Source organism: Bradyrhizobium sp. USDA 4011 (assembly GCF_054063415.1).
Window position 1 is genome coordinate 1780384 of the sequence record NZ_JBSSGG010000001.1, and the last position, 12248, is coordinate 1792631.

The 12248-nt window shown below is 65.7% G+C and carries 8 protein-coding genes and 1 pseudogene; 1 reads left to right on the plus strand and 8 read right to left on the minus strand.

Annotated elements, in window-relative coordinates; all coding sequences use genetic code 11:
- Positions 1–56: 56 nt before the first annotated feature.
- From ACVW1C_RS08240 to ACVW1C_RS08250, 3 genes are all read right to left on the minus strand, one after another.
- A complete protein-coding gene (locus tag ACVW1C_RS08240) occupies positions 57–506 on the minus strand; it encodes a hypothetical protein (RefSeq protein ID WP_456757987.1) in 450 nt (149 codons plus the stop codon).
- Positions 507–523: 17 nt separating this feature from the next.
- A complete protein-coding gene (locus ACVW1C_RS08245; protein WP_456757988.1) occupies positions 524–2125 on the minus strand; it encodes a GMC family oxidoreductase in 1602 nt (533 codons plus the stop codon).
- 128 nt (positions 2126–2253) lie between these two features.
- Entirely contained in the window at positions 2254–3477 is a 1224-nt protein-coding gene (locus tag ACVW1C_RS08250) for a cytochrome P450 (protein WP_456757989.1), read from the minus strand.
- Between the two features lie 234 nt (positions 3478–3711).
- On the opposite strand from ACVW1C_RS08250, the gene ACVW1C_RS08255 reads away from it, so the two are divergent.
- Positions 3712–5346 (plus strand): flavin-containing monooxygenase, encoded by a 1635-nt coding sequence (locus ACVW1C_RS08255; RefSeq protein ID WP_456757990.1) that lies wholly within the window; start codon positions 3712–3714, stop codon positions 5344–5346.
- A gap of 189 nt (positions 5347–5535) precedes the next feature.
- On the opposite strand, the gene ACVW1C_RS08260 is transcribed toward ACVW1C_RS08255, so the two are convergent.
- The 5 genes and pseudogenes from ACVW1C_RS08260 to ACVW1C_RS08280 all read right to left on the minus strand — a co-directional run.
- Positions 5536–8838 (minus strand): carboxyl transferase domain-containing protein, encoded by a 3303-nt coding sequence (locus ACVW1C_RS08260; RefSeq protein WP_456757991.1) that lies wholly within the window; start codon positions 8836–8838, stop codon positions 5536–5538.
- 17 nt (positions 8839–8855) lie between these two features.
- Entirely contained in the window at positions 8856–9740 is an 885-nt protein-coding gene (locus ACVW1C_RS08265; protein WP_456757992.1) for an ABC transporter permease, read from the minus strand.
- The gene (locus ACVW1C_RS08270; RefSeq protein ID WP_456757993.1) at positions 9737–10693 is read right to left on the minus strand and encodes an ABC transporter permease; all 957 of its coding nucleotides are present in this window, start codon (positions 10691–10693) and stop codon (positions 9737–9739) included. The genes ACVW1C_RS08265 and ACVW1C_RS08270 overlap by 4 nt, the downstream gene beginning before the upstream one ends.
- 3 nt (positions 10694–10696) lie before the next feature.
- The gene (locus tag ACVW1C_RS08275) at positions 10697–11866 is read right to left on the minus strand and encodes an ABC transporter substrate-binding protein (protein ID WP_456757994.1); all 1170 of its coding nucleotides are present in this window, start codon (positions 11864–11866) and stop codon (positions 10697–10699) included.
- Positions 11867–11894: 28 nt separating this feature from the next.
- Positions 11895–12245: pseudogene (locus ACVW1C_RS08280) on the minus strand (ABC transporter substrate-binding protein); the annotation flags it as partial.
- Between the last annotated feature and the right edge of the window lie 3 nt (positions 12246–12248).

Genomic DNA, 12248 nt, shown 5'->3' on the forward strand with positions numbered 1-12248 from the left:
CCAAGGGAGAGGTGAAGCTTCGCTGTCGGTGCAGATCAGCCTGATCTCGTCAGGCCCTAGGTCGCCCGCCGCAGCGTGCCGCCGCGCGCCTTGACGGGATCGAGCAGCGACCAGTCGCCGTCCGGCAGCACGTGGCCCTTCGGGAACGGCGCGCGCAGCTCGAGGCCGAGCGAGCGCAGCACGCGATCGTCGCGGTAGTAGCATTGCAGCACCACGCGGACGAGCGTCGCCGCGGCGGCGCCGCCATGCTTGCGAAACTCCAGCGCCACCGCATCGCGCCCGGCATCGTCGAGCTCGGCGAGCGGCTTGCCGGCGAGCTGCGCCAGATGATCCAGCGCCTGCGCGACCGGCGCGGTGTCGCGGCCGAGCGTTGCGAGCATGTCGGCCTGGATCGCGGGATCGTCCGCCCCCGGCACCTTGTACTCGGCACTTTCGGGAACGATCATCGCAGCGATGGTGCGGAGATCGGCGCGCTGAGCTGCGGTCAGTTGTTTGCTATCGGACATGTCGGTCTCTGGCGGTCTCAGTCGAACAGATTGGCGAGGCGCTGCTTCATCTGGTCGGCGATGTAGAGCGCGAGGGCCTGGATGGTGGAGGTCGGGTTCACGCCGCCCGAGGTGACGAAGATGCTGCCGTCGACGATGAAGAGGTTCTTCACGTCGTGCGAGCGGCCCCATTCGTTGACCACGGAGCGTGCGGGATCGGTCCCCATCCGCGCGGTGCCGAGCAGATGCCAGCCGCCCCACGGGATCGGATCGTTGATGCAGATGTCGGTGGCGCCGGCGGCCTCGAGAATCTCGCGGCCGCGCGCTAGGCCATGGTCCATCATCTTCCGGCTGTTCGCGCTGATCGTGTAGTCGATCTTCGGCGCCGGGATGCCGTGACCGTCCTTCAGGTCCGGATCGAGCGTGACGCGGTTGTGCTCCTCCGGCAGATCCTCGCAGATCGCCGACACCGCGAGGCGATGACCGTTGAGCTTGCGGAACACGCGGTGATGGTCCTTGCCCCAGGGCAGGATGCCCTTCTGCTCGCTCGCGACCGCCTCGAACACCGGCCCGGCGCCGCGGCCGAACTGGATGCCGTAGCCGCGGACGAAGCCGCGCGACAGGTCGGTGTCGTAGAACTCCTTGCTCCACAGGCAGGTCGGCGGCGCGCGGTTGCTGTCGGTCGGCTCCTTCACGAAGCCGTAGACCTGCGCATAGGGGTGGAACATCAGGTTCTTGCCGACCAGGCCCGACGAATTGGCGAGGCCGTTCGGGAATTTTCCCGACACCGAGTTGAGCAGCAGCCGCGGCGTGCCGACGCCGTTGCAGGCGATGATGACGACCTCGGCCGGCTGGAATTGCTCGACGCCATCCTTGTCGTAGTAGACGACGCCGGAGGCCATGCCGTGCTCGTTGGTCAGGATCTCGCGGACCCGGCAATGGGTCTTCAGCTCGACCCCGGCGCGGATTGCGTGCGGCCAGTAGGTGATGTCGGTCGAGGCCTTGGCGCCCTGCGCGCAGGCCGGCGTGCAATGGCCGAGATTGATGCAGCGCGCCCTGCCCTCGTAGTCCATCGTCGCAACCGTCGTGTCCGATGGCCACCAGTGCCAGCCGAGCTTGTTCATGGCCTTGCCGATCAGCGGGCCGGATAGCCCGAGCGGCTGCGGCGGCATCGGCGGATGGCTGAGCGGCGACAGCGGATCGCCGGACAGGCCCGAGACGCCCATCATGCGATCGTTCTCCTCGAAGAACGGGGTGAGCGCATCGTAATCGATCGGCCAGTCGTCGGCGACACCGTCGAGCGTCTTCACCTTGAAGTCGGACGGATGCAGCCGCGGCCAATGCGCGGTGTACATCACCGTCGAGCCGCCGACGGCGTTGAAGTTGACGACCTTGATCGGCGAATTGTCGTCATTGATCGGATAGTCCTCGGGCCGCTTGCGGACATTCGGGCTGGACGACCACTCGCCGTAGAATTTCGCCTCCCAGTCGCGGCCGGTGCTCGGATATTCGGCAGGATTCATCCAGCCGCCCTGGTCGAGGCAGAGGATATGCATCTTGGTATCGGCGAGGCTCCACGCCACCGCGGCGCCGGAGGCGCCGGCGCCGATGATCAGGACGTCAACGGGATCGTTCTTCATTCTTGTTCCTTGGAGTCTCTTCTTCCGTCATTGCGAGGAGCGGAGCGACGAAGCAATCCATGCTTCCGCGCATGACGCACGATGGATTGCTTCGCTTCGCTCGCAATGACGAAAATGGAGATAATGCCTCAATTCACGATTCTCACCGGCAAGCTTCGTATACCGCGGATGAAATTGGAATAGAGCCTTTGCGGCGGGCCCATCAGCTCAAAACGCAGATCGCGCGCCAGAACCTCCTCCCAGAGGATGCGCAATTGCTGCTCGGCGAGGCGGTCGCCGACGCAGCGGTGGACACCGGCACCGAAGGCGAGATGCTGGCGCGGCTTGGCGCGGTCGATGATGAATTCGTCGGCGCGCTCGATCTTGTCCTCGTCACGGTTGCCGGAGATGTACCACATCACAACCTTGTCGCCCTTCTTGATCCGGCGACCGGCGAGCTCGACATCGTTGCGCGCGGTACGACGCATATGCAGCACCGGCGTGTGGTAGCGGATGGTTTCGGACACCAGGTTCGGGATCAGCTCCGGCCTGGCGCGGACCAGCTCGAACTGCTCCGGATTCTCGCACAGCGCCATCAGCCCGGCCGACATCGAGTTGCGCGTGGTGTCGTTGCCGCCGACGATCAGGAGCCCGATCGTGCCGATGAACGCGCGCGCATCCAGATTCCGCGTCGCCTCCGAATGCGCCAGCATCGAGATCAGGTCGAAGGTCGGCGGCGCATCAACCCGGGCGTCCCACAACTTTCGGAAAGCCTCTCCCATCTTGACCAGTTCGGCGGTGCGTTCGGCCTCCGAATGCACCACCGCGTCAGGCGAATCGATGTTGGCGATCGCGACATCCGACCACCAGGTCAGCTTGGCGCGGTCCTCCGCGGGGAAATCGAACAGCGTCGCCAGCATCATGTTGGTGAGGTCGACCGAGACCCGCTCGGCCCAGTCGAAGGTCTCGTTGCGCGGCAGCGCGTCGAGCACGGCCGAGGTGCGCTTGCGGATCAAGGCCTCGAAATTGGCGAGGTTCGACGGCGCCACGATCGGCGCCACCGTACGGCGCTGCGCGGTGTGGCCGGGCGGGTCCATGCGGATGAAGCTCGGCCGCTCCTGCCCCTTGGGCTGGTCGGCGACCTGGATACCGCCGAGCTCGGAGGCCGAGGAATAGTTCTGGTGGTCCAGTTCGACCGCAAAGATGTCGTCGTAGCGCGTCACCGACCAGTACGGACCGTAGGCCGAGGTCTCGCAATAATGCACCGGATCGTCGCGGCGGAGCTGCGCGAACAGCGGCCGCCAGGTGTCATCCTGATAAAGCCGGGGGTTGCTGACGTCTGTCGACGTCGGCCTGCGCAGCGCCTCTCCCATCGCTTCACTCCCACAGGTTCCGTCGCCGCTTGGCGGGCGATCGTTGTGTCGGGCCGACGATAGAGGAAATCCCGCGGCCGAGTAAAGCCACGGAAGGGACCGTCCGCCGCGCGGAATGCGCGCGGGCCGGCGCACCCGGCAAATCGCGATGGCAGCCCCGCTGTTCGAGGTTTGTCGGCGGCAAGAAGACCGGCTAGCCTTGCCGACAATCAACCCATCAGGGAGCAACGACAGGTGGCCGCATTGCGCCAGGACAACAGCCCCCAGACGGCTGCGCTGGACCACGACGTCATCATCATCGGCGCCGGCCTGTCCGGCATGTACCAGCTCTACCGGCTGCGCGAGCTCGGCCTCTCGGCGCGCGTGTTCGAGGCCGGCACCGGCGTCGGCGGCACCTGGTACTGGAACCGCTATCCCGGCGCGCGCTTCGATTCCGAAAGCTATTCCTACGGCTACTCATTCTCGAAGGAGCTGCTCGACGAATGGGAATGGTCCGAGCATTTCGCCGGCCAGCCCGAGACCTTGCGCTACTGCAACTACGTCGCCGACAAGTTCGATCTGCGCCGCGACATCCAGTTCGAAAGCCGCGTCACGTCCGCGATCTACCAGGACGACACGCGAAGCTGGCAGGTCACGCTGGAGAGCGGCGCGCGCCATAGCTGCCGCTTCCTGATCACCGCGATCGGCCCGTTGTCGACGCCGACGCTGCCGCGCATCGAGGGCCGCGACGATTTCGGGGGACAGTCGTTTCACACCGCGCGCTGGCCGAAAGAGAAGGTGGATTTCACCGGCAAGCGCGTCGCCGTGATCGGCACCGGCGCGACCGGCATCCAGACCATCCAGACCATCGCCGGCGAGGTCGGCCACCTCACCGTGTTCCAGCGCACCGCCAACTGGGCGGCGCCGCTGCACAACGGCAAGATCGACGCCGAGACGCAAGCCAGGATCAAGGCCGGCTATCCCGAGATCTTTGCGCGCTGCAAGGAGACCTTCGCCTGCTTCGTGCATACGCCCGACCCGCGCGGCGCGTTCGAGGTCAGCGAGCAGGAGCGTGAGGCGTTCTACGAGAAGCTCTATGGCGAGCGCGGCTTCGGCATCTGGCAGGGCAATTTCAGGGATATCCTGATCGACCGCGAGGCGAATGCGACGATCAGCGACTTCGTCGCGCGCAAGATCCGTGAGCGCGTGAAGAACCAGGCCGTCGCCGAGAAGCTGATCCCGAAGAACCATGGCTTCGGCACGCGGCGGCTGCCGCTCGAGACCTTCTATTACGAGGTCTACAACCGCGACAATGTCGAGCTGGTCGATCTGAAGGAAACACCGATCGAGCGGATCACGCCCGAGGGTATCCGCACCAGCGACAAGGACTACGCCTTCGACATCATCATCTATGCCACCGGCTTCGATGCCATCACCGGCAGCTTCGACAACATTGATCTCCGCGGCGCGCACGGCGCAAGGCTGAAGGAGAAGTGGACGCACGGCCCGGAAACCTATCTCGGGCTGATGGTCGACGGCTTCCCCAACATGATGATGCTGATGGGCCCGCACACCGCGCTCGGCAACATCCCGCGCAGCATCGAATACAGCGTCGACTGGGTCACCGGCCTGCTCCGCTTTGCGAAAGCGAACGGCCTGACCTTCCTCGATGCCACCCCGGAAGGCACCTCCGGCTGGACCGATCACGTCAAGGCGCTCGGCGTCGGGCTCTTGTCCAACGAGGTCGATTCCTGGATGACCGGCATCAACTGCAACGTCGAGGGCAAGCAAACTCGCATCGTCGCCCGCTACAGCGGCAGCGCGCCGGCCTATCGCGCGAGATGCGACGAGGTGGCGGCGAAGGGGTATGCGGAGTTGAGGTTGGGGTAGTTCGCGCGGTGACCAGAAGCGCCTCTTCATCCACCGCTGTCGTCCCTGCGGAAGCAGGGACCCATACGCCGCGGCCGTGGTTGTTGAAGACACTGGTCGATCCAGCATCGCCAACCAATAACCATTTGTGGTTATGAGTCCCTGCTTCCGCAGGGACGACACTGGGTGTATTGCACGACTGCCTGCGCCTCACCACGCATCAATACACGGCCGCTTGCGGTGCGTTCGCGGCTCAGGCTTCGGCACCGAGCGGAGGCCGGCCATGATCCAGTGCCTGGTATCTGCGGGATCGATCACCTCGTCGATCTCGAGCACCGAAGCGATCGAGACCGCCTTGCCGTTCGCGTAGAGTTCGGCGACCTTGGCCTGGAAGTACTTCTCGCGCTCGAGGGGGTCCGCGATCGCCTCCATCTCCTTGCGGAAGCCGAGGCGGACATAGCCCTCGAGGCCCATGCCGCCGAACTCGCCGGTCGGCCACGCCACCGTGAAGAACGAGGCGTGGAAGCCGCCGCCGATCATCGACTGCGCGCCGAGACCATAGCCCTTGCGCAGCACGACGCCGAATAGCGGCACCATGATGCTGGCGCCGGTAACGAACATCCGCGCGACATGGCGCACGATCGCGGTCTTCTCGGCCTCGGGACCGACCATGAAGCCCGGCGTGTCGCACAGCGAGACGATCGGGATGTCGAAGGCATCGCACAGCTGCATGAAGCGCGCGGCCTTGTCGCCGGCCGCGGCGTCGATCGCGCCGCCGAGATGCTTTGGATTGTTGGCGATCAGGCCGAACGGCTTGCCCTCGATGCGGATGAACGCCGTGATCATGCCGACGCCGAAATCGCGCCGGATCTCCAGCACCGAGCCCTCGTCGGCGATCAGATCGATCACGTTGCGGATATCGTAGACCCTTAAGCGATTCTCCGGGATCGCGCGGCGCAGCAGCCGCTGGTCCGGCGCTTTCCAGTCCGCAACCGCGCCCTGGAAGTAGGACAGATACTTCTGCGCCACCGTGGTCGCCTCTTCCTCGTCCTCGACCAGAATGTCGATCACGCCGTTCGGGGACTGGAACGAGACCGGGCCGACGTCGGCCGGATGATAGACGCCGAGCCCGCCGCCCTCGATCATTGCAGGGCCGCCCATGCCGATCGAGGCATTTTTGGTGGCGATGATGACGTCGCAAACGCCGAGCATCGCGGCGTTGCCGGCGAAGCAATAGCCCGAGACCACGCCGATGACGGGCACGAGGCCCGAGAGCTTGGCGAACTGCACGAAGGACGGACCGTCAAGGCCGGTCATGCCGAGCCGGTCGGTATCGCCGGGCCGGCCGCCGCCGCCCTCGGCATAGAACACCAGCGGCATGCGCCACTGCTCGGCGAGACCGAGCATGCGGTCGATCTTCTTGTGGTTCATATGCCCTTGGGTGCCGGCGAGCACGGTGTAGTCGTAGGAGATCACCATGCAGCGCGCGCCGTCGGCGCCGAAATCCCTGGCGTTGACGGTGGCGACGCCCGCGATGAGGCCGTCGGCCGGGGTGTTCTTGATCAGGTCCTCGACCTTGCGGCGGCGGCGCTGCGCGGCGATCGCAAGCGAGCCGTATTCGACGAACGAGCCCTCGTCGACCAGCTGCTCGATGTTCTCGCGCGCGGTGCGCTGATTGGTCTTGCGGCGGCGCTCGACCGACGCCGGGCGGTTCTCGTCCAGCGTGATCGCCTTGCGCGCGATCAGTTCGGCAAGGTCCGGGCGGATGTGATCAAGATCGATCGCGGCCTCTTCCGCCGCGGTGTGGCCGTCGACTTCCGCGGGCTCGAGGAACAGGATCGGCTCGCCATGCATCAGGGTGACGCCGGGGCCACCGGCGATCCTGGTCACCCGGCCGCCATGCGGCGCCGTGACGAGATGCTCCATCTTCATCGATTCCAGCACCGCGATCTGCTGGCCCGGACGGACCAGATCGCCCTCCGCGACCTCGATCGCCACGATCGTGCCCTGCAGCGGCGCGGGCACCGGGAGCGATCCCTCCGGCGCCGCCTCGGTGGCGATGGCCTTGGTCGCCGCCGCCTCACTCACCTCGATCAAGGGCGCGGCGAGATCGCTGGCCGCACCGACCAGCGCCGCCACGTGCGTGTCGACGAAGTTGGTGCTGATCTTGTTCCGCCCAAAGCTCTGATGCGCCAGGATCGCGCCGAGGAACGGGATGTTGGTGGCGACGCCGCCGATGCGGAATTCGCGCAAGGTGCGCGACGCCTTGTGCACCACGTCGATCCATTTCGGGCTAGGCGAATGCACGATGACCTTTGCCAGCAACGAGTCGAACGCGGCGCTGGTCCGGTAGCCGGAATAGCCGAACGTATCGACGCGGACGCCGGGGCCGGATGGCAGGTCGAACACATTGAGCGTGCCGCCGGTCGGCTTGGTCACCCCCTTCTCGTCCATCACCTCCATGTTGACGCGCAGCTGCATCGCGTAGCCGCGCGGCAACAGCACGGCGGCTTGCGCCAGCCCGAGCGAAGCCAGCGTCGCGCCGGCGGCGACGGCAAGCTGGGAGCGCACGAGGTCGATGCCGAGCACCGCCTCGGTGACGGTGTGCTCGACCTGGAGCCGCGGATTGGCCTCGATGAAGGCGAAGGCGCCCTCGCCCTCACCGGCTTCATCATCAACCAGGAATTCGAAGGTGCCGAGATTGTCGTAGCGCGCGGCGGCGGCGAGCTGCTTCGCCGCCTCGATGATGCGTGCGCGCAGCGCCTCGCTCAGCGACGGGCTCGGCGCCACCTCGATGAGTTTCTGATTGCGGCGCTGGATGGTGCATTCGCGCTCCCAGAGATGGCTGATCGCACCATGACGATCGCCGATGATCTGCACCTCGATGTGGCGGGCCTTGCGGATCAGCCTCTCGACATAGACCGCGTCGTTGCCGAACGCCGCCTTGGCCTCCGACTGGCAGCGCGCGTAGGCCTCCTCAAGTTTGGCCGCGTCCTCGACCACGCGCATGCCGCGCCCGCCGCCGCCCGCGATCGCCTTGATCATCACGGCAGCATTGGCGCCGAGCGAGGTGAAGAAGGCTTTTGCCTCGTCGAGTGTCGTTGCACCGGACGTTCCGGCGATGATCGGCACGCCGCATTTCTTCGCCAATGCTTTTGCCTTGGCCTTGTCGCCGAACAGATCGAGCGCCTCCGGCGACGGGCCGACGAAGGTGATCTTCTCCTCGGCGCAGCGCCGCGCGAGCTCTGTGTTCTCGCTGAGGAAGCCGTAGCCCGGATGCAGCGCGTCACAACCCGTCGCCTTGGCCGCCGCGATGACGGCCTCGATGTCGAGATAGGCCCGCGCGCCGCGGCCTGGAATTTCGTGGCTCGCATCGGCGGATCGGACATGCAGCGAGGCGGCATCGTCGGCGGGATAGATCGCGACCGTCGCGATGCCGCTCTCGGCCGCGGCGCGGGCAATGCGGATCGCAATCTCACCGCGGTTGGCAATCAGCAGTTTCTTGAACGACATAACGGTTCCACCTGAGATCAACGATCCTTCATGGTCGGATCGAGCACGACACGCAAGGATTCCCCCAGCGCATTGAACGCCAGGGAGACGACGAGAATGGCAAGGCCCGGCGCATACATCTGCTCCGGCGCGATTTCCATATATTGATAGGCGCGCGCCAGCATGGCGCCCCAGCTCGGGTCCGGCGGTTGGATCCCGAGCCCCAGGAACGACAGGCTGGCTTCCGCCAGGAGCGCCGCGGCAAGCAGCAGCGTCACCTGCACGATGACCGGCTGCAGCGTGTTCGGCAGTACGTGGCGCCACAGCACATGCCGGGTCGGCGCGCCAAAGCCCCTCGACGCGTCGACATAGAGCTCCTGCCGCACGATCAGCGTGCGGGCGCGGACGATGCGCGCCAGCGCCGGAAACATCGTGATGCCGATCGCGATCATGCCGTTGGTCAGCCCAATGCCGAGCGCGCCGGTGACCGCAATCGCCAGCACGATGGCGGGAAACGACAGGAAGGTGTCGATGATCCGGCTGATGATGTCGTCGATCCAGCCGCCGAAATAGCCGGCGACGAGGCCGACCGGCAGCCCGATCAGGACCGCGACGCCGACCGCGAGCAGGCTGGCATAGACGGTGGCCGGTGCGCCGTAGATCAGGCGGGAGAAGATGTCGCGGCCGAGATCGTCAGTGCCGAGCAGATGCAACGGCCCCGGCGGCGCCAGCATGTTGTTGACGTCCTGCGCGGTCGGCGCGTAAGGCGCGATCCAGGGTGCGCCGATTGCCACGACAACGAGCATCGATAGCACCAGGATCGACAGCGCGGCGCGGAGATCGCCGGCGAGCCAGCGCAGGAAACGCCGAAGCCGGGTCGGCTTGGCCGGCATCTTGAGCGGAGCGAGCGCGGTGTCGGTCATTGCTCGATCCTCGGATCGACCGCGGCACACAGCAGGTCGGTGATCAAATTCACCGCGATCACGACCACCACCATGGTGAAGACCACGCCTTGCACGATCGGGAAATCACGCTGGATCGCGCCGCGCACGATCAGGCTGCCGAGGCCGGGGATGGCGAACACCGCCTCGATCACGACGGTCGCCGCCAGCATGCGGTTGACCAGCAGGCTGATGATGGTCAGCAGATTGACGCCGACGTTCTTCAGGCCGTGCTGCCAGAGAATCCGCGACATCGACAATCCCTTGGCATGCAGCGTGCGGACATATTGCGAGGACAGCACCTCCAGCAAGGCGCCGCGCAGCTGGCGCGCGACCTCGGCCATGCCATAGGCCGCGATCGCGACGGCGGGCAGCAGCGCGTGCCGCATCGCATCGATCGGCGAGGCGCTGAAGGATTTTGCGCCGGTCGCCGGCAGCCAGTTCAGCTTCAGCGAGAATTCCGCCACCAAAATCATCGCAAGCCAGAAGCCGGGCACCGCGACGCCGAGCGAGGCAATCATGCTGATCAGCTTGTCGATCCAGCCGTTCGGCTTGATCGCGGCGATCACGCCCATCGGAATCCCCGTGACCAGCGCCAGCAGCAGCGCGATCACGACGATCAGCAGCGTGTTCGGGAACGCGCGCCCGATCGAGACCGCGACCTTTTCGCCGGTCAACAGCGATTGCGAGAGATCGCCCTGCGCGACATGGCCGAGCCAGGCGCCATATTGCACCAGGAACGGCCGGTCGAGGCCGTAGATTGTCCTGATCTCGGTGATCCGCGCGTCGGTCGCGTTGTCGCCGGCCAGCGTCACCGCGATGTCGCCGGGCACCAGCTTGAGCAGCGCAAACACCATGAAGGTCGCGAGCAGGATCACGGGCAGCGCCTGCACCAGGCGGCTGCCGATGACCTTGACTGGAGACCGCCGTGCCATGGTTCAGCCTTCGATCCAGACGTCGTCGTATTTCGGCTTGCCAAGCAGATTGGGCCGATAGCCCTGCACCTTCTTGTTCATCGCGACCAGCTCAAACTGGAACGCCAGCGGCACGACAAAGGCGTTCTCCATCACCAGCCGCTGCACGGTGGAGAAGGCCTTGCGCCTGACCTCGATAACTTCCGACGCGCGCGATTCCTTGATCGCGGCCTCGAGTTCGGCCGGCACCGGGGCGCGGCCGCCATTGTAATAGGCGTCCTTAGTGAACATCAGCGAATAGGTCAGGCTCGGATCGGGGCGTCCGGTCCAGGCCGACAACAACCCCGCCCCTTTCTTCTCCGGACCGAAGAAGGCAGCAGAGGCTTCCGCGACCGTGCCGTTGACAAAACGCACGTTGATGCCCGCCTTACGCAATTGCTCGATCAGTATCTCCTCGCGCTGCACCGAATCTTGATCGGTGTAACCGCCGATCTCGATCGCGGTGCCCTCCTTGAAGCCCGCCTCGGCGAGCAGCTTGCGGGCCTTGTCGGGATCGTAGGGATAGAGTTTGGCCACCTCGGCATCATAGGCCCAGTGCGACTTCGGCAGGTTCATGTAGGCCGGCTCGGCAAGGCCCGCGAGCGCGGCCTTGGCGAAGGACTCGCGGTCGATCGCAAAGTTCAGCGCCTGGCGGACCTTGAGATTGTCGAACGGCGGCTTCGCCCAGTTCAGGAAGATCTGGAACACATAGAGCGTCGGGCCGTGCACCACCTTGACGCTGGAGGCGCGCTCGATGATCGCCTTCTGCCGCGGCGGCAATTGATAGATCAGATCGTTCTGCCCGGCGGTGACCGAGCGCGCGCCGGTGGTGAGTTCGGGAATGATCGAGAACTCGATGCCGTCCGGCCAGGGCCGGTCCGGCTTCCAATATTTCTCGTTGCGCTTGACCACGATCTTCTCGCCGTCGGCCCAGCTCACGAAGGCATAGGCGCCGGCGCCGACCGGCTTGCGCGTCACGACGCCGCCCTCGGCCGCCTTCAGCGCCGTCGGCGAGACCATCATGCCGGCGCGATCGGAGAGAATACCGGGCAGCGCGGTATCCGGCGTCTTCAGCTTCAAGGTGACCTGCTGCGAGCCGGTGACCTCGACCGAGGGCGACCGAGAGCAGGTCGGCCTTGATGTTCGACTTCGCATCGCTCCGGCTGCGATCGAGGTTGAACTTCACCGCCTCCGCATCGAGCGGCGTGCCGTCATGGAAGGTGACGCCTGAGCGGATGTTGAGCACCAGCGTGTTGGGATCGGTGAATTTCCAGCTCTCGGCGAGCCCCGGCTTCGGCTTCAGCGTGTCGAACTCCCATTCGGTCAGCGTGTCGTACATCGTGAACAGGAAGGCGTGGTCGGAGCCGGCGCCGCCGGTTGCCGGATCGAGGCTCGACGGATTGGCCGGCGCTGATATCCGCAAGGTGCCGCCCTTCTTCGGCGCGGCTTGCGCGAATGCGCGGCCGCCGATCGTCGTGCTGGCCAATGCGCCCGAGATCAGCGCCATGGCCTCGCGTCGTGTCGTCATTGTCATGGC

What these genes read in the sequence shown, in the direction of transcription:
- ACVW1C_RS08240 (WP_456757987.1), bottom strand. Translation starts at nt 506, where the DNA reads ATGTCCGATAGCAAACAACTGACCGCAGCTCAGCGCGCCGATCTCCGC.
- ACVW1C_RS08260 (WP_456757991.1), bottom strand. Translation starts at nt 8,838, where the DNA reads ATGTCGTTCAAGAAACTGCTGATTGCCAACCGCGGTGAGATTGCGATC.
- ACVW1C_RS08270 (WP_456757993.1), bottom strand. Translation starts at nt 10,693, where the DNA reads ATGGCACGGCGGTCTCCAGTCAAGGTCATCGGCAGCCGCCTGGTGCAG.
- ACVW1C_RS08275 (WP_456757994.1), bottom strand. Translation starts at nt 11,866, where the DNA reads ATGCGAAGTCGAACATCAAGGCCGACCTGCTCTCGGTCGCCCTCGGTC.
- ACVW1C_RS08265 (WP_456757992.1), bottom strand. Translation starts at nt 9,740, where the DNA reads ATGACCGACACCGCGCTCGCTCCGCTCAAGATGCCGGCCAAGCCGACC.
- ACVW1C_RS08245 (WP_456757988.1), bottom strand. Translation starts at nt 2,125, where the DNA reads ATGAAGAACGATCCCGTTGACGTCCTGATCATCGGCGCCGGCGCCTCC.
- ACVW1C_RS08250 (WP_456757989.1), bottom strand. Translation starts at nt 3,477, where the DNA reads ATGGGAGAGGCGCTGCGCAGGCCGACGTCGACAGACGTCAGCAACCCC.